The sequence below is a fragment of the Aureimonas sp. OT7 genome, assembly GCF_014844055.1.
GTDB lineage: Bacteria > Pseudomonadota > Alphaproteobacteria > Rhizobiales > Rhizobiaceae > Aureimonas > Aureimonas altamirensis_A.
In genome coordinates this window covers 3,125,788-3,147,965 of record NZ_CP062167.1, presented here as the reverse complement: position 1 = coordinate 3,147,965, position 22,178 = coordinate 3,125,788, and the positions used below count along the sequence as shown (strand labels likewise).

The 22,178-nt window shown below is 63.0% G+C and carries 18 protein-coding genes and 4 tRNA genes; 15 read left to right on the top strand and 7 right to left on the bottom strand.

Going from position 1 to position 22,178, the window contains the following annotated elements; translation table 11 throughout:
* Positions 1–2: 2 nt before the first annotated feature.
* The 4 genes from IGS74_RS15070 to IGS74_RS15055 all read right to left on the bottom strand — a co-directional run bounded on the left by IGS74_RS15070 (position 3) and on the right by IGS74_RS15055 (position 1,847).
* The gene (locus tag IGS74_RS15070; protein WP_192387168.1) at positions 3–449 is read right to left on the bottom strand and encodes a ferritin-like domain-containing protein; all 447 of its coding nucleotides are present in this window, start codon (positions 447–449) and stop codon (positions 3–5) included.
* Positions 450–562: 113 nt separating this feature from the next.
* Positions 563–904, bottom strand: coding sequence for a DUF427 domain-containing protein (locus tag IGS74_RS15065; RefSeq protein ID WP_192387166.1), 342 nt, complete (start codon positions 902–904; stop codon positions 563–565).
* A gap of 65 nt (positions 905–969) precedes the next feature.
* On the bottom strand, positions 970–1,599 hold the full coding sequence (locus IGS74_RS15060; RefSeq protein WP_192387164.1) for a PRC-barrel domain-containing protein: 630 nt from the start codon (positions 1,597–1,599) through the stop codon (positions 970–972).
* A gap of 172 nt (positions 1,600–1,771) precedes the next feature.
* A tRNA-Thr gene (locus tag IGS74_RS15055) sits at positions 1,772–1,847 on the bottom strand.
* 152 nt (positions 1,848–1,999) lie between these two features.
* On the opposite strand from IGS74_RS15055, the gene IGS74_RS15050 reads away from it, so the two are divergent.
* Positions 2,000–3,103 carry a TRAP transporter substrate-binding protein gene (locus IGS74_RS15050; protein WP_192387162.1) on the top strand — a complete coding sequence of 368 codons (1,104 nt, stop codon included), beginning with the start codon at positions 2,000–2,002 and terminating at the stop codon, positions 3,101–3,103.
* A 103-nt stretch (positions 3,104–3,206) separates the two neighbouring features.
* Complete coding sequence (locus IGS74_RS15045) at positions 3,207–4,301, top strand: TRAP transporter substrate-binding protein (protein ID WP_039192491.1); 1,095 nt, start codon at positions 3,207–3,209, stop codon at positions 4,299–4,301.
* A gap of 60 nt (positions 4,302–4,361) precedes the next feature.
* On the opposite strand, the gene IGS74_RS15040 is transcribed toward IGS74_RS15045, so the two are convergent.
* A complete protein-coding gene (locus tag IGS74_RS15040) occupies positions 4,362–5,858 on the bottom strand; it encodes a TRAP transporter large permease subunit (RefSeq protein ID WP_039192495.1) in 1,497 nt (498 codons plus the stop codon).
* A 35-nt stretch (positions 5,859–5,893) separates the two neighbouring features.
* Positions 5,894–6,433 carry a TRAP transporter small permease subunit gene (locus IGS74_RS15035; protein WP_039192499.1) on the bottom strand — a complete coding sequence of 180 codons (540 nt, stop codon included), beginning with the start codon at positions 6,431–6,433 and terminating at the stop codon, positions 5,894–5,896.
* A 174-nt stretch (positions 6,434–6,607) separates the two neighbouring features.
* Here IGS74_RS15035 and IGS74_RS15030 point away from each other — a divergent pair, with 174 nt between their 5' ends.
* Positions 6,608–6,847: a hypothetical protein gene (locus tag IGS74_RS15030; RefSeq protein ID WP_192387160.1), complete on the top strand. Its 240-nt coding sequence runs from the start codon at positions 6,608–6,610 to the stop codon at positions 6,845–6,847.
* Here IGS74_RS15030 and IGS74_RS15025 read toward each other — a convergent pair.
* Positions 6,829–7,641, bottom strand: coding sequence for an RNA methyltransferase (locus tag IGS74_RS15025; protein WP_192387158.1), 813 nt, complete (start codon positions 7,639–7,641; stop codon positions 6,829–6,831). The genes IGS74_RS15030 and IGS74_RS15025 overlap by 19 nt on opposite strands.
* Before the next feature lie 204 nt (positions 7,642–7,845).
* Here IGS74_RS15025 and IGS74_RS15020 point away from each other — a divergent pair.
* The 12 genes from IGS74_RS15020 to rpoC all read left to right on the top strand — a co-directional run bounded on the left by IGS74_RS15020 (position 7,846) and on the right by rpoC (position 21,974).
* Positions 7,846–7,930: transfer RNA gene (locus IGS74_RS15020), tRNA-Tyr, on the top strand.
* Between the two features lie 32 nt (positions 7,931–7,962).
* Positions 7,963–8,036, top strand: a tRNA-Gly gene (locus tag IGS74_RS15015).
* 150 nt (positions 8,037–8,186) lie between these two features.
* On the top strand, positions 8,187–9,362 hold the full coding sequence (gene tuf / locus IGS74_RS15010; RefSeq protein WP_039192506.1) for an elongation factor Tu: 1,176 nt from the start codon (positions 8,187–8,189) through the stop codon (positions 9,360–9,362).
* A gap of 188 nt (positions 9,363–9,550) precedes the next feature.
* Positions 9,551–9,626 (top strand) — tRNA-Trp (locus IGS74_RS15005).
* Between the two features lie 183 nt (positions 9,627–9,809).
* Positions 9,810–10,010, top strand: a complete 201-nt coding sequence (gene secE, locus IGS74_RS15000; protein WP_039192507.1) for a preprotein translocase subunit SecE — start codon at positions 9,810–9,812, stop codon at positions 10,008–10,010.
* Positions 10,011–10,031: 21 nt separating this feature from the next.
* Positions 10,032–10,562, top strand: coding sequence for a transcription termination/antitermination protein NusG (gene nusG, locus IGS74_RS14995; protein ID WP_039192509.1), 531 nt, complete (start codon positions 10,032–10,034; stop codon positions 10,560–10,562).
* Positions 10,563–10,710: 148 nt separating this feature from the next.
* Complete coding sequence (gene rplK, locus IGS74_RS14990) at positions 10,711–11,139, top strand: 50S ribosomal protein L11 (protein ID WP_039192511.1); 429 nt, start codon at positions 10,711–10,713, stop codon at positions 11,137–11,139.
* Between the two features lie 4 nt (positions 11,140–11,143).
* On the top strand, positions 11,144–11,845 hold the full coding sequence (gene rplA / locus IGS74_RS14985) for a 50S ribosomal protein L1 (RefSeq protein ID WP_039192513.1): 702 nt from the start codon (positions 11,144–11,146) through the stop codon (positions 11,843–11,845).
* 373 nt (positions 11,846–12,218) lie between these two features.
* Entirely contained in the window at positions 12,219–12,737 is a 519-nt protein-coding gene (gene rplJ, locus IGS74_RS14980; protein WP_039192515.1) for a 50S ribosomal protein L10, read from the top strand.
* Positions 12,738–12,787: 50 nt separating this feature from the next.
* A complete protein-coding gene (rplL, locus tag IGS74_RS14975) occupies positions 12,788–13,165 on the top strand; it encodes a 50S ribosomal protein L7/L12 (RefSeq protein WP_039192517.1) in 378 nt (125 codons plus the stop codon).
* Between the two features lie 289 nt (positions 13,166–13,454).
* A complete protein-coding gene (gene rpoB, locus IGS74_RS14970) occupies positions 13,455–17,603 on the top strand; it encodes a DNA-directed RNA polymerase subunit beta (RefSeq protein ID WP_039192519.1) in 4,149 nt (1,382 codons plus the stop codon).
* 135 nt (positions 17,604–17,738) lie between these two features.
* Complete coding sequence (gene rpoC, locus IGS74_RS14965; protein ID WP_052194793.1) at positions 17,739–21,974, top strand: DNA-directed RNA polymerase subunit beta'; 4,236 nt, start codon at positions 17,739–17,741, stop codon at positions 21,972–21,974.
* Positions 21,975–22,178 lie beyond the last annotated feature (204 nt).

Below are 22,178 nucleotides of genomic sequence, written 5' to 3'. Positions count from 1 at the left end.
CGTCAGCCGGCGGCTGCGGTGTCCATCCAATCCTTATGACGGGATTCATCGGCAAACGCTTTCTGAAAGAATGCACGAGCTTCCGGAGTGGCGGTCTCATTTTTCGAAGCCTGATCGTACGCCATTTTCGTCTCGATCTCATTGGTCGACATAGCCTTCAGGATCGTCTTGTCCCCGATCAGCGAGGCAAGGGCTACCTTCCCGGTGGTCAGGTATTGTTTGGCATCGCCTTCCTGGGGCGCTTCCGTGCCGATCGCGCCCGCAAGGCGCGTCAGTTCGGTGACGTGGCGTTCATGATCGGCCTTGAACTCGGCAATCCTGGATTTGAAAGTCTGGTCTTCGAGTTTCTCGATTGTCGATTCATATGCGGCGATCGCATCGTGTTCGAGGATAAGCAGGTTTTGAACGAGCTTCTCAAACGTGTTCTCGGTGCCAACTGTGGTGACCATCGGTCGCTTCCTTCTTTTGATGAAAAATATGTTGCCTGAAGTTTCTGGCTTGCATCCGAAAGGGCCGGACGCACGCCGCCGTCTGGCGGGCGCTTAAGGCCCTCTTCGGTCATCTACAGTCCGGTGAGGCCGACAAGGCCGGGGTCGAACCCGATATGGCCGCTGAGCGGCCCCCCGGTATCGTCGGCTACCTCCCATGCCGCGTTCTCCAGGCCACCCCCAGACGCCGTGATCGTCAGGAACGTAACGCGCCTGCCGTCGGGCAGGTTTCCAGGACCGAGCGGGCTCATATGTTCGGTATAGACGTCGGCGCGCGGGAGGTAATATGCGGCCCCTTCGCGCTCTCCGGTCACTTTCAGGGCCCGTTCGCTGGAAGCAAGAACGGCATCGTGGTGCCTGACCGTCAGGTTGCCCGGTACTTCGGAGATTGTCAGATGTTCAAGAGTGTCTGGCATTTGTGCAGCCCTTCCAACGGTACGGCCTTTTGCTCGCTGTTCTTTCGCGCGGAAGACTGGAGCGTCTATTCCGCAGCCTCGAATTCGGGCGCGGCCTCCAGTTGCTCACGCGTATAGTTTACGGTGATGTGGTCGATACTGGCGCCATTCCAGCCCCAGCCTTCGTCGCTTGCAGCATCCGCCGTGTCGGTTCCTGCAGGCGGCGTTGCGGGGGTCATCGTCGTAGAGCCGGACGGGACCGCCGTTTCCGTTGTGTCACCGCCATTTGCCTCGGTATTCCCGGACATCGCGAAATCGAGTTGATCGATACCGATCGCGACGTCCTTGGTTCCAACGCCCAGGAAGCCGCCGACGCCGACGATAACGGCCTCGACCCGACCATCGTCGCTGAGCAGAAGATCATCCACGGTGCCGATAGTCTCGTTGTCGGCCCCCATTACCTTGGCGCCCGTCAAACCAGAGGCGAGCATCTGCGAGCCTTCCTGGTACGTGACGAACCCACCGTGATCGGAGACGCCGGCTGCGGGCCCCGTCGTCGTCGCACCGGGTTGCGCCTCATTGGCGGGCATGGGGGTAGTTGTCGCCGGTGGTGCTGCTTCCTCGGCTGGAGCCGTCCCGGACGTGCTGGTCTGCGCGAAGGCCTGGGTGGCGAGCATGGTGGTGGCGATCAGGGCTGCGTGCGCTAGCCGTTTCATGTCGGCCTCCTGTTGAGTGTTTAGTACTCAAGGGGTGGCAGACCGGATTTTGTTCCGCAGACGTTTGATCGACGGCAAATGGATGCCGCCGGGCTCCGTCACGCCGATGGGGTGGGCGTGAGTGCGATACGCTGTACGAGCTGCCGGGATCGCGGCACGAAGCCTTGGGACATGGTGCCGGCTACAGGGATCGAACCCGTGACCCCCTGATTACAAATCAGGTGCTCTACCATCTGAGCTAAGCCGGCCCGAGCGCGCATGTAGCACAGTCGCATGCGGCTTGCATCAGCAGAATCGCATGTGATGCGAATGACCCCCAGGACGATCATCCCTGCTTGTTTTCGGCGTTCGCCTGACGTCATATCCCGCGTCTGAAAAACGTTTCGTGTCGGGAGGACATATGGATCGTCGTCAATTTCTGCTGAAGTCCGGGGTCGTGGCCGGCGGGGCCGCAGTCGGTGGATCGCTTGCCGCGCCTGCAATCGCACAGGAGGCGCCTTCGATCCGCTGGCGGCTGACCTCCAGCTTTCCCAACACGCTTGATACGCTCTACGGCAACTGCCAGCTCTTCTCGCGGACGATTTCGGAGCTGACGGACGGCAAGTTCAAGATCGATGTCTTCCCCGCCGGCGAACTGGTGCCCGGCCTGTCGGCACTGGATGCCGTGCAGGACCAGACCGTCGAGTGCGCCCATACCGTGCTGTATTATTACGTCGGCAAGGACCCCACCTTCGCCATCGGTTCGTCCATCCCGTTCGGTCTGAACGCGCGCCAGCAGAACGCATGGCTCTACAATGGCGGCGGCAACGAGGCCATCGACCAGTTCCTGGAGGCCTACAATGTCGTGGCGCGGCCGGGCGGCAACACCGGGACGCAGATGGGCGGCTGGTTCCGCAAGGAGATCAACAATGTCGAAGATCTCAAGGGCCTGAAGATGCGCATTGCCGGTATCGCCGGGCAGGTGCTGTCGCCGCTCGGCGTCATCGGCCAGCAGCTTGCGGGCGGCGACGTCTATCCGGCACTGGAGCGCGGCACGCTGGATGCCACCGAGTTCGTCGGCCCCTATGACGATGAAAAGCTCGGCTTCTATCAGGTCGCACCGTATTACTATTATCCCGCCTTCTGGGAAGCCGGTCCGACAGTCCACTATGTGTTCAACAAGGCCAAGTACGAAGAGCTGCCGCAGTCTTACCGAACCGCCCTCGATACTGCCGCCAAGGCCTGCAACATATCCATGCTGGCCGACTACGACACCAAGAACATGACCGCCATCCGCTCGCTCGTGGGCAAGGGCGTGCAGCTGCGTGCGCTGCCGCGCGACGTGCTCGACGCGGCGTACGACTCCGCCCAGGCGCTGTATCGCCAGCTCGACGAGACCAACCCGAAATGGAAGGCGCTCTACGATCCCTGGAACCAGTTCCGTTCGCAGAGCTATGAGTGGTTCCGGGTGGCCGAGTATACGAACGATACCTACAATTACAGCCGTCAGGCGGCCGGCAACTAGCGCGCAGGACCTAACGAAAATCGTCTTGTGCAAACGCAACGTCTAAGCTTCACTCTCAACGTGGGCGGGAGATTTCTCCCGCGCCGCTGAGGGGGGAAGGATTTTGAACAGACGTCGTTTCTTGAGAGGTGCGGGCGCCGGCGCCGCATCGGTGGCCGCCCTGGCCACGCCAGCTTTAGCGCAAAGCCAGCCGGAGATCCGCTGGCGCCTGACGTCCAGCTTTCCGAATACGCTGGATACCATCTTCGGCGGTGCCAAGAGCCTGTCCGACACGGTGAAGGCGCTGACGGGCGGCCGCTTCACCATCGACGTGTTTCCGGCCGGCGAGCTGGTGCCCGGCCTGTCCGCGCTGGACGCCGTGCAGGACGGCACAGTGGAAGCCTGTCATACGGCAGCCTATTATTACGTCGGCAAGGATCCGACATTCGCCATCGGCGCCACCATCCCCTTCGGCCTCAATGCCCGCCAGCAGAACGCCTGGCTCTACCAGGGCGGCGGAAACGATCTCTACAACGCATTCCTGGCCGATTACGGTGTCATCGGCGTTCCCGGCGGGAATACCGGCGTGCAGATGGGCGGCTGGTTCCGCAAGGAGATCAACAGCGTCGCGGATCTCGATGGCTTGAAGATGCGCATCGCCGGTCTTGCCGGCCGCGTGCTGGAACCGCTCGGCGTCGTGCCGCAGCAGCTTGCCGGCGGTGACATCTATCCCGCCCTGGAGCGAGGCACAATCGACGCAACCGAGTGGATCGGCCCCTACGACGACGAAAAACTCGGCTTCTACCAGGTTGCGCCCTACTACTATTACCCGGCCTTCTGGGAAGGCGGCCTGACCGTGCACTTCATGTTCAACAAGGAGCAGTACGAGGCGCTGCCGGACGAGTACAAGGTTGCCCTGCAAACGGCAGCCGCCGCCGCCAACACAAACATGTTGGCGCAGTACGACGTGAAGAACATGAGTGCGATCCGCTCTCTGGTCGGCAAGGGCGTTCAACTACGGCCGCTGCCGCGCGATATCCTCAACGCCTCCTACGACTCGGCCATGGCGCTCTATGCCCGGCTGAACGAGGAGAACCCGAAGTGGAAGGCCATCTACGAGCCGTGGAGCCAGTTCCGCTCGCAAACCTATGAGTGGTTCCGCGTCGCCGAATATTCCTACGACACCTATGTCTACGGGCAGCAGGCCGCCGGAAAGTAGAGGCTGCGGCACGCCATGCGCCGAAAATTGAAAAGGGGCCGCGAGGCCCCTTTTCCGTGTTCAGTTCGGCGCTCCGAAGGTGGGCGCTGGCGGCGCTCCGAAGCTGGGCGCGGCAGGGGCGCCGAAACTTGGGGGTGGCGCTCCACCGAAGCTTGGGGCGGCGGGCGGCCCACCGGTTTCGCCGGGCATCGGGATGTTCAACTGGATGCTCGACGGGTCGATGACGGCTTCGGGCGTCAGGAAGTACGTCACCGATTCCGGCCAGAAGATCAGGATCGCCACCAGGACAAGCTGCAGGCACAGCCAGGGTATCGCACCGAGATAGATGTCGGACGTCTTCACCTGGGGCGGCGCGATGCCGCGCAGATAGAAGAGCGCGAAGCCAAACGGCGGATGCATGAAGGATGTCTGCATGTTCACGCAGAGCAGCACGCCGAACCAGATCAGGTCGATGCCCAGCGCCTCCGCCACGGGCACCAGCAGCGGCACCACGATGAAGGCGATCTCGAAGAAATCGAGGAAGAAGGCGATGAAGAAGATGAAGATGTTGACGAAGATCAGGAAGCCGACGGCGCCGCCGGGGATGTGAGACAGGAGGTACTGGATCCAGTGCCCGCCATCCATGCCCTGGAAGACGAGGCTGAAGACGGTGGCCCCGAGCAGGATGAAGACGACCATCGCCGTCAGGCGCATCGTCATCGCCATCGCCTCGCGGATCAGGCTCCAGCTCAGGCGACGGTGCATGGCGGCAAGGATCATTGCGCCGACCGCGCCCATCGCGCCGGCCTCGGTCGGCGTCGCAAGGCCCATGAACATCGTGCCGAGCACGACGAAGATCAGCACCAGCGAGGGCACCATCGCCTTGGCGACGCGCCACAGCAGCTTCCAGCCGGTCATGGTGCGCGCCTCGGGCGGAAGCGGCGGCATCATCTCGGGTTTCAGGCGCGACAAGACGAAGATGAAGGCAAGAAACAGCAGAATTTGAAGGATCGACGGTCCGATGGCGCCGGCATACATGTCGCCGACCGAGCGGCCGAGCTGGTCGGCCAGGATGATGAGCACCAGCGATGGCGGGATGACCTGCGTGATCGTGCCGGACGCGGCGATGACCCCCGTCGCCAGCCGCATATTATAGCCGTAGCGCATCATGACGGGCAGCGACACGACGCCCATGGCGATGACGGAGGCTGCGACCGTACCTGTGATGGCGCCTAGAACCGCACCCACCAGGATGACCGCATAGGCGAGCCCCCCGGGCATGGGGCCGAACAGCTGCCCGGAGCCCTCGAGCAGGTCTTCTGCAAGGCCGCACCGCTCGAGGATCGCGCCCATGAAGGTAAAGAAGGGTATCGCCAGCAGCAGGTCGTTGGAGATCGTACCGTAAAACCGCAGCGGCAGGGCGTTCAGCAATGCGGGGCTGAAATGATCGAACACGATCCCCAGGACGCCGAACAGCATGCCGACGGCGGCCAGCGAGAAGGCGACGGGAAATCCGATCAGAAGAAAGACGATCATGCAGCCGAACATCAGCGGCGGCATCGGACCATATTCGAACATGCGTCTGAAGTCTCCTCCCGGGGGCGCGGCGGGTGTTACTGCAACGGCTTTTCGTAGCGCGTCTCCAGGGTCATCAATCCCTGCAATGCCGCGAAGCGCTTGATGAGTTCGGACAGGCCCTGCAGGAACAGAAGGCCGAAGCCGAGGGGCAGGGTCGCCTTCGCGGGCCACAATGTCAGGCCGCCGGCATTCATCGAGGTTTCACCGCTGGTGAACGAGCGCCAGAAAAACGGCCAGCACAGCCAGAACAGATAGAAGACCACCGGCAGGTACAGGACGACAAGGCCGAAAATGTCCACCAGCAGCCGATTGCGGGTCGACAGGGCGGAGTAAATGAGATCGACCCGCACATGCTCGTTCAACTTGAGCGTATAGGACGCTCCAAGAAGCACCATGCCCGCGAACATGTACCACTGGATTTCCAGCATCGAGTTCGAGCTGACGTGGAAGAGATAACGCGAAATGGCGTTCCCCGCGCTGATCAGCACGGCAAACAGAACGAGATAATCGGCGATCACCGCGAAGCCGGCGTTCAGCCGGTCGACGGCGCGCGAAAATGCAAGTAACGCCTGCAAGCACCCCTCCCTGTCACGGCTGTTCTCGATGGTTGTCCGTGAATTGAGTGCAGCATGGCATCTGGCGGGCGCTTCCGCTACGAAGAATGGCGTCGATATGGCGCGCTTTTCACAACCGCGTCTCCCATGTGACACAATTGCATGAGGACGACGCGACGAGCGGGCGACGCGCATATGCAGGAACTGAGGCTGGAGCGGCAGGCGAGGGAGGTGGAGCAACTCCGCCGTCGACTGATGTTCGAGCTCCTGGTGCTGGAGCGGTTGCGCCGGCGCGGGCATGCCGACGGGGCGCCGCCCGCCCGGCCAGGGCTCCTGTCCATCCACGAGGTACGCCGCCGTGCCGAAGCACGGGCCGCCCGGCGTCTGCTGTCGGATTGCCCGGAAGGCCTGTCCGCTCAGGCCTGCGACAGGTAACGCCGCGCTGCGTAGAGGGATACCGCCGCCGCGTTGGACACGTTGAGCGAGCGGATGGCCCCCGGTACCTCCAGACGCGCCAGGGCGTCTACCGTGGAGCGCGTCTTCTGACGCAGGCCCTTGCCCTCGCTGCCCAGAACGAGCGCCACCTTGCCCGCGTCGAAGGCAGGCTCCAGGGCGACGGGGCCGTCGGAATCCAGGCCGATAGTCTGGAAGCCGTCCTGCTTCAGGGTTTCCAAGGCGTCGGAAAGGTTGACGACCTGGATATACGGGATCTCCTCCAGCGCGCCGGATGCGGCCTTGGCCAGCACGCCGGATTCCTGCGGCGAGTGCCGGCTGGTGGTGATGACCGCACCGGCGCCGAAGGCCGTGGCCGAGCGCAGGATGGCGCCGACATTGTGCGGATCGGTGACCTGGTCGAGCACCAGAACGAGGTCCGTCTTGCCCAATTGGCCAAGGCCACGGCCTGGCAGGGGCTCGGCTTCCAGAAGCGCGCCCTGGTGCACGGCATCGTCGCCCAGTTCGCCGTCGAGCTGCCGTGGGTCGACGATCTCCATGAGGCAGGTGATGGCTTCCGGCTCGATTCCAAGCCGGTTCAGCGCATTGCGCGTCACCCGCAGGCGAATCGCCTTGCGCCGCGGATTGGCCAGGGCCGCCGCAACCGTGTGGAGGCCGTACAGGCGCACGATGCCGTCGTCGGCGGCAGGCGCCGTTTCACGGGCGCGGTCGCGATGGGCGCGCCGCAGCCGGGCATAATGCGAATCTTTGGGTGTGTGGGACGGATGATCGTTCATGCCCGCTCATACAGGGTTTGGAGCGGCGGTGGAAGCGCCCGGCCGGGCGGTTTCGCGCAGTGGAACAATGGCCTGGCCGGCCTGTCGCAGCTTTTGCGCGTGGGCCTGTTGACAGACGGGTCCCGCCTCTTCATAACGCCGCCCGAAGCAGCGATGGCCTTTCGGCGGCGCCGCTTCGATGCCAGGCTCCGGCAAGGCAGGTACGGAGGGATGCCCGAGTGGTTAAAGGGGACGGACTGTAAATCCGTTGGCTTAGCCTACGTTGGTTCAAATCCAACTCCCTCCACCACTGCCTCGGACTGCATGGCGTTTCGGACGTGCGCGGGTATAGCTCAATGGTAGAGCAGCAGCCTTCCAAGCTGAATACGCGGGTTCGATTCCCGCTACCCGCTCCACTCCTCCTGTCCATGACATCGCTGACTGGAGCGCTCCGGTCGCCCAGGACCGGTAATCGGGCCATCAACCGCGGGGCGCTTGTTTTTCTCATTGCAAGCCTATATGTCGCGCCGCAGTTCTCACAGAGCTAAGCGTCAGGAAACCGATACATGGCCAAGAGCAAATTCGAGCGTAACAAGCCGCACGTCAACATCGGCACGATTGGTCACGTTGACCATGGGAAGACGTCGCTGACGGCGGCGATCACGAAGTACTTCGGCGAGTTCCGTGCGTACGACCAGATTGACGCGGCGCCGGAGGAGAAGGCGCGGGGCATCACGATTTCGACGGCGCACGTTGAGTACGAGACGGAGAACCGTCACTACGCGCACGTGGACTGCCCGGGACACGCGGACTATGTGAAGAACATGATCACGGGTGCGGCGCAGATGGACGGGGCGATCCTCGTTTGTTCGGCTGCGGACGGCCCGATGCCGCAGACGCGGGAGCACATTCTCCTGGCGCGTCAGGTTGGCGTTCCGGCGATCGTGGTGTTTCTGAACAAGGTCGACCAGGTTGACGACGCCGAGCTTCTGGAGCTGGTGGAGCTTGAGGTCCGCGAGCTTCTGTCGAGCTACGAGTTCCCGGGCGACGACATTCCGATCGTGAAGGGTTCGGCGCTTGCGGCGCTTGAGGATTCGGACAAGAAGATCGGCGAGGACGCGGTCCGCGAGCTGATGGCGGCGGTTGATGCGTACATCCCGACGCCGGAGCGTCCGATCGACCAGCCGTTCCTGATGCCGATCGAGGACGTGTTCTCGATTTCGGGTCGCGGTACGGTCGTGACGGGCCGCGTCGAGCGCGGGATCGTGAAGGTGGGCGAGGAAGTCGAGATCGTCGGCATCCGGGACTCCAAGAAGACGACGGTTACGGGCGTCGAGATGTTCCGCAAGCTTCTGGACCAGGGTCAGGCGGGCGACAACATCGGCGCGCTGATCCGCGGTGTCGACCGTGAGGGCGTTGAGCGCGGCCAGGTGCTGTGCAAGCCGGGCTCGGTGAAGCCGCACACGAAGTTCAAGGCGGAAGCGTACATCCTGACGAAGGAAGAGGGCGGTCGTCATACGCCGTTCTTCACGAACTATCGTCCGCAGTTCTACTTCCGCACGACGGACGTGACGGGTGTCGTGACGCTTCCGGAAGGCACGGAGATGGTGATGCCGGGCGACAACGTGACGATGGACGTCGCGCTGATCGTTCCGATCGCGATGGAAGAGAAGCTGCGCTTCGCTATCCGCGAAGGTGGCCGCACCGTCGGCGCCGGCATCGTGTCCGCAATCGTCGAGTAATCGACATAGCGCGGTAAGCGTATTCGCGGCGGCCTTCGGGCCGCCGTTTTCGTTTGGGCGCAGCCGGGATTTTTCCTGTGCCGAAGGCCGGCGAATCGGCTTGCAAAATGCCGGCCATGGCATTATTGCCGAGCGTGAAAGCTGGCCTTCGTGGCCGGCAGTCGGACGCGCCATGGCGTGCCGTCCGTAGGGGTATAGCTCAGTTGGTAGAGCGGCGGTCTCCAAAACCGCAGGTCACAGGTTCGAGCCCTGTTGCCCCTGCCATTCGCCTCGTTGCATCAGCGCCGTCCGATTGAATGCCGGTTGCCGGGAGCAGCGGGCGTCGGCAAGAAATTTCCACCTGCCTCTTGTGAATCGTTGCACAGGACGCTAATACGCAGATCAACGGACACGAGGTGCGTGGGGCTGGGTCGTCAGCTTTTACGCGCCTAATGCCATGGGCGGTATATGGCCTCGAAGACAAATCCCTTCACGTTCCTTCAGCAGGTGCGGACCGAAGTCTCGAAAGTGACATGGCCCACCCGTCGGGAAACGTTGATCTCCACGATCATGGTTCTCATCATGGTCGTGTTCGCTGCTGCGTTCTTTTTTATAGCCGATCAGGCCCTCGGGTTTGCGGTCGGTTTCATCATGAGCGCTGGCCGCTGAGTGCAGGAAGGCAATCTAGGAATGGCAGCCCGTTGGTACATCGTTCACGCCTACTCGAATTTCGAGAAGAAGGTCGCTGAATCGATCGAGGAGCAGGCCCGGCAGAAGGGGCTCTCCGACAAGTTCGAGAAGATTCTCGTACCGACCGAAAAGGTCGTCGAGGTGCGTCGCGGCCGCAAGGTCGACGCCGAGCGCAAGTTCTTCCCGGGCTACGTTCTGGTCAAGGCCGAGCTGACCGACCAGGTCTTCTCGCTGATCAAGAACACGCCGAAGGTCACGGGCTTCCTCGGGCCCGACAATCGGCCGGTTCCGATCTCGGAGGCGGAGGCCACGCATATCCTCAGCCAGGTGCAGGAAGGTGTCGAGCGGCCGAAGGCCAGCATCACCTTCGACATCGGCGAGCAGGTGCGCGTCTCGGACGGGCCGTTCGCCTCGTTCAACGGCATCGTCCAGGAAGTCGATCAGGAGCGTGCCCGCCTCAAGGTGGAAGTGTCCATCTTCGGTCGCGCCACACCGGTCGATCTCGAATTCGGTCAGGTCGAAAAGGTCTGATCGTCAAGCCGCCTTCGGGCGGCGTCCGGCGCGGAAGGCGTTCCGGCTTTTGCCGGCCGGGTCTCGCCGCACCGCGCCACTGCAAGCGGGCCGCACTCATGGCGGCTCCATCGCCGGCAAGCCGGCATGAAGACAAAGGCAGAAAGAAATGGCTAAGAAAGTTGCAGGGCAGCTGAAGCTGCAGGTTGCCGCCGGATCCGCCACGCCGTCGCCGCCTATCGGCCCGGCTCTCGGTCAGCGCGGCATCAACATCATGGAGTTCTGCAAGGCGTTCAACGCGCAGACCCAGGAGATGGAGAAGGGCTCCCCGGTTCCGGTGGTCATCACCTACTACCAGGACAAGTCCTTCACCTTCGTGATGAAGACGCCTCCGGTCACCTTCTTCCTCAAGAAGGCGGCAAACATCAAGTCGGGCTCCAAGGAGCCGGGCAAGGCGGGCGCCGGCAAGGTCACGCGCGACCAGGTCCGCGAGATCGCCGAAAAGAAGATGAAAGACCTCAACGCGAACGACGTTGATGCGGCAATGGCGATGGTCGAGGGCTCTGCCCGCTCCATGGGCCTGGAAGTGGTGGGCTGAGACGATGGCTAAGATCGGCAAGCGTATTTCGAAGGCCCGCGACGGTCTGGACCGCGACAAGCTCTATGACGTCGCCGACGCGGTGAAGCTGCTCAAGGAGCGTGCGACCGCCAAGTTCGACGAGACCATCGAGGTCGCCATGAACCTCGGCGTCGATCCGCGTCATGCGGACCAGATGGTGCGCGGCGTGGTCAACCTGCCCAACGGCACGGGCCGTACCGTTCGCGTCGCGGTCTTCGCGCGCGGCGACAAGGCGGAAGAAGCCAAGGCGGCTGGTGCCGATATCGTCGGTGCCGAAGACCTGGTCGAGAAGGTGCAGGGCGGCGAGATCGATTTCGATCGCGCCATCGCGACGCCTGACATGATGGGTCTCGTCGGCCGTCTCGGCAAGGTGCTCGGCCCGCGCGGCCTGATGCCGAACCCGCGTGTCGGCACCGTTACGCCGGACGTGGCGGCAGCGGTCAAGGCTTCCAAGGGCGGTGCCGTGGAGTTCCGCGTCGAAAAGGCCGGCATCGTGCATGCCGGCGTGGGCAAGGCCTCTTTCGGCGCTGATGCGCTGGTCGAGAACATTCGTGCCTTCGCCGACGCGGTACAGAAGGCCAAGCCTTCGGGCGCCAAGGGTACCTACGTCCAGCGCGTCGCGCTGTCTTCGACGATGGGTCCGGGCCTCAAGGTCGATCCTTCGACGGTGCAGGCGCAGGCCTGACCCGGTCGGGGGGTTAACAGGGCAGGGTTGTACACCTATATGTGCATCCTTCCCTGATAGAATCCCCGGGCCTTCGGGCCCGGGTATACGGAGGCCGGAAACGGTCTTCGTTTCCTGTCCGAGATTGCAGGCGAGAGCCGGTTCGTCCGGTTTTCTTAATCCACAAGGCCTGCATGAGACGGTGAGAGTTCCGGATTTCCCGGGGTAACCCGGTGTTTGGTTCGAACCTCTGAATGCCTTGAGCTGACGATGCGGGGCCCTTTGCGGCTCCAGTGACGCCAAGGGGACAGGATCCTCGCTGTCGCCCGGATGATCCGGGCGGCGAAGGCAACCGGAGCGTCCCGCAAGGGAAGGCTCCAACTGGAGAGTGGCAGTGGACAGAGCGGAAAAGCGCGAGTTCGTCACCGATCTTCACGAGACCTTCAAGGACTCGGGGTCGATCGTGGTGGCTCGCTACGCCGGTCTCACCGTCGCGCAGATGAACGATCTTCGTTCCAAGATGCGCGAACAGGGTGGCACCGTCAAAGTCGCGAAGAACCGTCTTGCCAAAATCGCTCTTCAAGGCACCGACGCCGAGGAGATCAGCAATCTGTTCGAAGGACAGACTCTGATCGCCTATTCGACCGATCCGGTCGCGGCGCCGAAGGTGGCCAACGACTTCGCCAAGGGCAATGACAAGCTTGTCATCCTCGGCGGGGCCATGGGCACCACCGCCCTCGACGCCGATGGGGTCAAGGCTCTCGCCTCGCTCCCGTCGCTCGACGAGCTGCGCGCCAAGCTTATCGCCATGGTTCAGACGCCGGCTACCCGCATCGCGGGTGTGGTCGCAGCGCCTGCAGGCCAGCTTGCACGCGTGTTCGGGGCATATGCCAAGAAGGACGAGGCGGCGTGAGGATTGTTCCTCGCTGCATTCTGATTATTCGAACCTAAGGAAGTACTACAATGGCTGATCTCGCCAAGATCGTTGAAGACCTGTCCAGCCTGACCGTCCTCGAGGCGGCTGAGCTGTCGAAGATGCTTGAAGAGAAGTGGGGCGTTTCCGCCGCTGCTCCGGTTGCCGTCGCGGCTGCCGGTGGCGCCGGCGCAGCTGCCGCCGCCGAGGAAGAGAAGACCGAGTTCGACGTGATCCTCGCCGATGCCGGCGCGCAGAAGATCAACGTCATCAAGGAAGTCCGTGCGATCACGGGCCTCGGCCTCAAGGAAGCCAAGGACCTCGTCGACGGCGCTCCGAAGCCGGTCAAGGAAGCGGTTTCCAAGGACGAAGCCGCGAAGATCAAGGACCAGCTCGAGAAGGCTGGCGCCAAGGTCGACGTCAAGTAATTGCGCCTCTGGCGCAAGCCGGCGTGAAATTGGTGGGCGGGACGGCTTTTTGCCGTTCCGCCTTCCGTGCTGCCACCGCAGGCCTCCTTCGGGACAGGCATGTGGCATGGGGCGGCCGCTTCTTTCCGATGGCCCGGTATGAGCCGGCGGGCACTCGGGAAGACGCGGATGGGCCGATGGTCCGCATAGGTCTAAGCCGCCTTCGAGAGGGCGGTGGGGCTGTCCCGGCCGGGACGGCTCCGGAGTTTGAGCCCTTCGGCGAGGGCACTGTCGAGAGCAAGGAGCGACGATGTCTCAGACGACGACGTTTAGCGGTCGCAGGCGCGTACGCAAGTTCTTCGGGCATATTCCCGAGGTTGCCGAAATGCCCAATCTGATCGAGGTGCAGAAGGCATCCTACGATCAGTTCCTCATGGTGGACGAGCCCGATGGCGGCCGTCCGGACGAGGGGCTTCAATCCGTATTCAAATCTGTCTTCCCGATTTCCGACTTTTCGGGACATTCGATGCTGGAGTTCGTCAAATACGAATTCGAGCAGCCGAAGTTCGATGTCGACGAATGCCGTCAGCGCGACCTGACCTTCGCGGCGCCTCTCAAGGTGACGCTGCGCCTTATCGTGTTCGATGTCGACGAGGACACCGGCTCCAAGTCCATCAAGGACATCAAGGAGCAGGACGTCTACATGGGCGACATGCCCCTCATGACGTCCAACGGCACCTTCATCGTCAACGGCACGGAGCGCGTCATCGTCTCCCAGATGCACCGGTCGCCGGGCGTCTTCTTCGACCATGACAAGGGCAAGAGCCATTCCTCCGGCAAGCTGCTCTTCGCTGCGCGGGTCATTCCGTATCGCGGTTCCTGGCTCGACATCGAGTTCGACGCCAAGGACATCGTCTATGCGCGTATCGATCGCCGCCGCAAGATTCCGGTGACGAGCCTGCTGATGGCGCTCGGGATGGATGGAGAGGAAATTCTCTCCACCTTCTACAACATCGTCCAGTTCGAGAAGGACGCCAAGGGCTGGCGCATTCCGTTCTCGATGGAGCGCATCCGCGGCCAGAAGCCGATGACGGACCTCATCGACGCCGATTCGGGCGAGATCCTGGTCGAGGCCGGCAAGAAGGTCACCGCGCGTCAGGCCCGCCAGTTGAAGGACAAGGGCGTCAAGGCGCTGCGCGCCTCCGACGAGGACCTGTTCGGCAACTACCTCGCGGAAGATATCGTCAACGATCGGACGGGCGAGGTTTATCTCGAGGCCGGCGACGAGATCGACGAGAAGACCCTCAAGGTCCTGGTCGATGCCGGCTACGAGGAAATTTCCGTTCTCGACATCGACCACGTCACCGTGGGCGCCTACATCCGCAGCACCCTCGCTGCCGACAAGAACGAGACGCGCCAGGACGCGCTGTTCGACATCTATCGCGTCATGCGTCCCGGCGAGCCGCCGACGATGGAAACCGCCGAGGCGATGTTCCAGTCGCTGTTCTTCGACGCCGAGCGGTACGATCTTTCGGCCGTCGGTCGCGTCAAGATGAACATGCGTCTGGATGTCGACGCCGAGGACACGGTGCGTGTCCTGCGCAAAGAAGACATCGTCGCCGTGGTGCGGACGCTGGTCGATTTGCGTGACGGCAAGGGCGAGATCGACGACATCGACAATCTGGGCAACCGTCGCGTCCGCTCCGTCGGCGAGTTGATGGAGAACCAGTATCGCGTCGGCCTGCTGCGCATGGAGCGCGCCATCAAGGAGCGCATGTCCTCCGTCGAGATCGACACGGTCATGCCGCAGGATCTCATCAACGCCAAGCCGGCGGCCGCGGCCGTGCGCGAGTTCTTCGGATCCTCGCAGCTGTCGCAGTTCATGGACCAGACCAACCCGCTCTCCGAGATCACGCATAAGCGCCGCATCTCGGCGCTTGGACCGGGCGGTCTGACGCGCGAGCGTGCCGGCTTCGAGGTGCGCGACGTGCACCCGACGCATTATGGCCGCATCTGCCCGATCGAGACGCCGGAAGGCCCGAACATCGGCCTGATCAATTCGCTGGCGACCTTCGCGCGCGTCAACAAATACGGCTTCATCGAAAGCCCGTACCGCCGCGTGATCGAGGGCAAGGTCACCAATGACGTGGTCTACCTCTCCGCCATGGAAGAGGCCAAGCACCACGTCGCGCAGGCCAACGCTGTCCTGACCGACGAGAACACCTTCGTCGACGATCTCGTGGTCTGCCGGCATGCCGGCGACAACGTGATCACCCCGCGTGAGAACATCGATCTCATGGACGTGTCGCCGAAGCAGATCGTCTCGGTGGCCGCGGCGCTCATCCCGTTCCTGGAGAACGACGACGCCAACCGCGCGCTCATGGGCTCGAACATGCAGCGTCAGGCCGTGCCGCTGGTGCGCGCCGAAGCGCCCTTCGTCGGCACCGGCATGGAATCGGTCGTCGCCCGGGACTCCGGCGCCGCCATCGCTGCCCGGCGCACCGGCGTCGTCGATCAGGTGGATGCCACGCGTATCGTCATTCGCGCGACCGAAGATCTCGAGGCCGGCAAGTCCGGCGTCGATATCTATCGCCTGATGAAGTTCCAGCGCTCCAACCAGTCCACCTGCATCAACCAGCGACCGCTGGTGAAGATGGGTGACCGGATCCGGAAGGGCGACATCATCGCGGATGGTCCGTCCACCGATCTCGGCGATCTGGCGCTCGGCCGCAACGTGCTCGTCGCGTTCATGCCCTGGAACGGCTACAACTACGAGGATTCGATCCTCCTGTCCGAGCGCATCGTCGCCGACGACGTCTTCACCTCGATCCATATCGAGGAGTTCGAGGTCATGGCGCGCGATACCAAGCTTGGACCCGAGGAAATCACGCGCGATATTCCGAACGTCTCGGAAGAAGCGCTGAAGAACCTCGACGAAGCCGGCATCGTCTACATCGGCGCCGAGGTCCAGCCGGGTGACATTCTCGTCGGCAAGATCACGCCCAAGGGCGAAAGCCCGATGACGCCGGAAGAAAAGCTCCTGCGCGCCATCTTCGGCGAGAAGGCGTCGGATGTCCGCGACACGTCCAGCCGCATGCCTCCCGGCACGTACGGCACGGTCGTCGAAGTGCGCGTCTTCAACCGGCACGGCGTCGAGAAGGACGAGCGCGCCATGGCTATCGAGCGCGAGGAAATCGAGCGCCTGGCCAAGGACCGCGATGACGAGCAGGCGATCCTGGACCGTAACGTCTACGGCCGCCTGATCGAGATGCTCGATGGCAAGTCGGCCGTGGCCGGTCCCAAGGGCTTCAGGAAGGGCACGACCCTGTCGGCGTCCGTCATCCAGGAATATCCCCGCTCCCAGTGGTGGATGTTCGCCGTGGAGGACGAGAAGCTCCAGGGCGAGCTGGAAGACCTGCGCAACGTGTACGACGAGTCCAAGAAGACGCTCGAAGGGCGCTTCATGGACAAGGTCGAGAAGGTGCAGCGCGGCGACGAGTTGCCCCCGGGCGTCATGAAGCAGGTGAAGGTCTTCGTCGCGGTCAAGCGCAAGATCCAGCCGGGCGACAAGATGGCCGGCCGTCACGGCAACAAGGGTGTGGTCTCGCGGATCGTTCCGGTCGAGGACATGCCCTTCAACGAGGACGGCACTCACGTCGACATCGTTCTGAACCCGCTCGGCGTGCCCTCGCGCATGAATGTGGGGCAGATCCTGGAGACGCATCTCGGCTGGGCCTGCGCCGGCATGGGCCGCCGTATCGGCGAGCTGCTGGAGCAGTACCAGGAAAGCCACGACGTCAAGCCGTTGCGGACCGAGATTGCCGGCCTGCTCGGCGACAGCGATCGCAACGAGAAGGTGGCCGTCTTCGATGACGACTCCGTCCTCACGCTGGCACGCCAGATGAAGCGCGGCGTCTCCATCGCGACGCCGGTCTTCGACGGCGCGAACGAGCACGACATCGTCGAGATGCTGGAAAAGGCCGGGCTGAACGGTTCGGGCCAGGTCACGCTCTACGACGGGCGTACCGGCGAGCCGTTCGATCGTCAGGTGACCGTCGGCTACATCTACATGCTGAAGCTGCACCACCTGGTGGACGACAAGATCCACGCGCGGTCCATCGGACCCTACTCGCTGGTCACGCAGCAGCCGCTGGGCGGCAAGGCCCAGTTCGGCGGGCAGCGGTTCGGCGAGATGGAGGTGTGGGCTCTCGAGGCGTATGGCGCTGCCTACACGCTGCAGGAGATGCTCACCGTCAAGTCCGACGACGTGGCCGGTCGCACCAAGGTCTACGAGTCGATCGTCCGCGGCGACGATGCCTTCGAGTCAGGCATTCCCGAGAGCTTCAACGTTCTCGTCAAGGAAATGCGCTCGCTGGGCCTCGATGTCGACCTGTCGAACGTGGCCGAGCAGCCGCAGGCGGCAAACCGGGACGATCAGTTGCCCGACGCAGCCGAGTAATCGGCAGGGCGCGCCCAGGACGGGCGCGCCGGGCCATCGCCGCCATGCGCGGCGCTGGCCTGACCACCGGGATTATCGTTGTGCGTCGTTTGCGCGGCGTAGCGGGGCATCGAGGCCCCAGAAGGAGAAAGCACCATGAATCAAGAGGTCATGAATCTCTTCAATCCTCAGGTGCAGGCCCAGTCTTTCGATTCGATCCGGATCTCGCTGGCGAGCCCGGAGAAGATCCTTTCCTGGTCGTTCGGCGAAATCAAGAAGCCCGAAACGATCAACTACCGGACCTTCAAGCCCGAGCGCGATGGCCTGTTCTGCGCCAGGATCTTCGGTCCGATCAAGGACTACGAGTGCTTGTGCGGCAAGTACAAGCGCATGAAGTACAAGGGCATCATCTGCGAGAAGTGCGGCGTCGAGGTTACCTTGTCGCGCGTGCGCCGCGAGCGCATGGGCCACATCGAGCTGGCCGCGCCGGTCGCTCACATCTGGTTCCTGAAGTCCTTGCCGAGCCGCATCGGCACGCTGCTCGACATGACGCTCAAGGATATCGAGCGCGTCCTTTACTTCGAGAACTACATCGTGACCGAGCCGGGTCTCACCGCCCTCAAGGAGCATCAGCTCCTGACGGAGGAAGAGTATCTGATCGCCACCGAGGAGTATGGTGAAGATTCCTTCACCGCGCTCATCGGCGCCGAGGCGATCCAGGAGCTCCTGTCCTCCATGGACCTGGAGAAGATCGCGGGCGACCTGCGCGCCGAGCTGGCCGAGACGACATCCGATCTGAAGACCAAGAAGCTGATGAAGCGTCTGAAGATCGTGGAGAACTTCCTGGAGTCGGGCAACCGGCCCGAATGGATGATCATGAGCGTTGTTCCGGTGATTCCGCCGGACCTGCGTCCGCTGGTGCCGCTGGATGGCGGACGTTTCGCGACGTCCGACCTCAACGACCTGTACCGTCGCGTCATCAACCGTAACAACCGCCTCAAGCGGCTGATCGAGTTGCGCGCGCCGGGCATCATCATCCGCAACGAGAAGCGCATGCTGCAGGAGGCCGTCGACGCACTGTTCGACAATGGCCGCCGCGGTCGCGTCATCACGGGCGCCAACAAGCGTCCGCTGAAGTCGCTCTCCGACATGCTGAAGGGCAAGCAGGGCCGCTTCCGGCAGAACCTGCTCGGCAAGCGCGTCGACTATTCCGGCCGCTCGGTCATCGTGACCGGTCCGGAACTGAAGCTTCATCAATGCGGCCTGCCGAAGAAGATGGCGCTTGAGCTGTTCAAGCCGTTCATCTACGCGCGCCTCGACGCCAAGGGCTATTCCTCGACCGTCAAGCAGGCCAAGAAGCTGGTCGAAAAGGAACGTCCGGAAGTCTGGGACATCCTCGACGAGGTCATCCGCGAGCACCCGGTGCTGCTGAACCGCGCCCCGACGCTGCACCGTCTCGGCATCCAGGCCTTCGAACCGGTTCTCATCGAGGGCAAGGCAATCCAGCTTCATCCGCTGGTTTGCACGGCGTTCAACGCCGACTTCGACGGCGACCAGATGGCCGTCCACGTTCCGCTGTCCATCGAGGCGCAGCTGGAAGCGCGCGTCCTGATGATGTCGACCAACAATATCCTGCACCCGGCCAATGGTCAGCCGATCATCGTGCCGTCGCAGGACATGGTTCTGGGCCTCTACTACCTCTCGATCATGAACGAGAACGAGCCCGGGCAGGGCATGGCGTTCTCCGACATCGGCGAAATGGAGCACGCGCTGCACGCCAAGTCGATCACGCTGCACACCAAGATCCGGGGTCGCTTCAAGTCCGTGGACAAGGACGGCAAGCTCGTCTCCAAGGTCTACGAGACGACGCCGGGTCGTCTGCTGATCGGTCAGCTTCTGCCGAAGAACGTGAACATTCCCTTCGACATCGCCAACGAGCTGATGACGAAGAAGAATATCTCGCGCCTCATCGACCAGGTCTACCGTCACTGCGGCCAGAAGGAGACGGTGATCTTCTGCGATCGGATCATGCAGCTTGGTTTCAAGCATGCGTGCATGGCCGGCATTTCCTTCGGCAAGGATGACATGCTCATCCCCGACACGAAGGAGAAGCTGATCGCAGAGACGCAGGCGCTCGCGAAGGAATACGAGCAGCAGTACAATGACGGCCTGATCACCCAGGGCGAGAAGTACAACAAGGTGGTCGACGCCTGGGCCAAGTGCACGGACAAGATCGCCGAAGAGATGATGGCCCGCATCAAGGCGGTCGAGTTCGACGATGACGGCCGTCAGCGTCCGATGAACTCGATCTACATGATGTCGCACTCCGGTGCGCGCGGCTCGCCGACGCAGATGCGCCAGCTTGCCGCGATGCGCGGCCTGATGACCAAGCCGTCGGGCGAGATCATCGAGACGCCGATCATCTCGAACTTCAAGGAAGGCCTGACGGTTCTCGAATACTTCAACTCCACCCACGGCGCCCGCAAGGGCCTCGCGGATACGGCGTTGAAGACGGCGAACTCGGGTTACCTGACGCGTCGTCTCGTCGACGTGGCGCAGGACTGCATCATCACGCAGTCCGACTGCGGCACGCAGAACGGCCTGACCATGCAGCCCATCGTCGATGCCGGCCAGGTCGTCGCGACGCTGGGGCAGCGTGTCCTGGGCCGTACCGCGCTCGAGGATGTCGTCCATCCCGTGACGGGCGACGTTCTCGTCGCCGGTGGCCACAACATCGACGAGCGCGATGTCGAGGTGATCGAGAAGGCCGGCGTGCAGTCGATCAAAATCCGCTCGGCGCTGACCTGCGAGGTCCGAACGGGCATCTGCGCGGTCTGCTACGGACGCGATCTGGCTCGCGGAACGCCGGTCAACATGGGCGAGGCCGTCGGCGTCATCGCGGCGCAGTCGATCGGCGAGCCGGGCACGCAGCTGACCATGCGTACCTTCCACATGGGCGGTACGGCGCAGGTCGTCGACCAGTCCTTCCTGGAAGCCTCCTACGAGGGCACGGTCAAGATCCGCAACCGCAACGTGGTGCGTGACTCCGAAGGGCGTCTCGTGGCCATGGGCCGCAACATGGCGATCCTGATCCTCGATCAGGGTGGCAAGGAGCGGGCCAGCCACCGCGTGACCTATGGTTCGCGCATCTTCGTTGACGATGGCGACAAGGTGCGTCGCGGCCAGCGTATCGCCGAGTGGGATCCCTATACCCGCCCGGTCCTCACCGAACTGGAAGGCACCGTCGAATTCGAGGATCTGGTCGAGGGCCTGTCGGTCACCGAGCAGGCCGACGAGTCGACCGGCATCACCAAGCGTCAGGTCATCGATTGGCGCGCCAACCCGCGTGGTTCGGACCTGAAGCCGGCGATCGTCATCAAGGGCCCCGATGGCGAGGTGTTGAAGCTGCAGCGCGGCTCCGATGCACGCTATCTCCTGTCCGTCGACGCGATCCTGTCGGTGGAGCCGGGTGCCAAGGTCAAGGCGGGTGACGTCCTGTCGCGTATTCCGATGGAAAGCGCGAAGACCAAGGACATCACCGGTGGTCTTCCGCGTGTCGCCGAGTTGTTCGAGGCCCGTCGTCCGAAGGACAATGCCGTGATCGCCGAGATCGACGGTACGGTTCGCTTCGGCCGCGACTACAAGAACAAGCGGCGCATCGTCATCGAGCCGCACGAGGACGGCGTCGAGCCGGTGGAGTATCTCATCCCGAAGGGCAAGCCGTTCCATCTTCAGGAAGGCGACATCATCGAGAAGGGCGACTACATCCTCGACGGCAACCCGGCACCGCACGACATCCTGGCGATCCGGGGCGTCGAGGCGTTGGCTTCCTATCTCGTCAACGAGATCCAGGAAGTCTATCGCCTGCAGGGCGTGCTCATCAACGACAAGCACATCGAGGTGATCGTCCGGCAGATGCTGCAGAAGGTCGAGATCGTCGACTCGGGCGACTCCGGCTATATCCCGGGCGACAATGTCGACCGGATCGAGCTGGCGGAGCTGAACGAGAAACTGGAAGAGGAGGGCAAGAAGCCCGCCTCCGGCGTGCCGGTGCTGCTCGGCATCACCAAGGCCTCGCTGCAGACGCCGTCCTTCATCTCGGCGGCGTCCTTCCAGGAGACGACCCGCGTCCTCACCGAGGCGGCGGTGGCCGGCAAGACCGACACGCTGCAGGGCCTCAAGGAGAACGTGATCGTCGGCCGCCTGATTCCCGCCGGCACCGGCGGAATGATGACGCAGATCCGCCGTATCGCGACCTCGCGAGACGACCTGATCATCGACGACAAGCGCAAGACGTCGGCTGCCGGTCAGCCCGACAATCTTCTGTCCGACATGTCCGGATCGGGCCAGGTGCCCGACGGTGTGCGGCAGGCGGAAGGCAATCTTCGCTGATTGAAAGAATGAAGGGTGGGGCCGGCTTGCCGGCTCCGCCCTTCGGCCGTCATGACCCCGTGCCCGTCACGGGGACGGGGCTGCAAAGATAAGTTCTGCTTGTATTGCGGGGGCTTGACGATGACAGGTGGAATCGTTAAACACCGCGCAACAGAGCCGATGTGAAGCCAGTTTCGTTCCAGGACGCCGCGTCCGGGACATTCG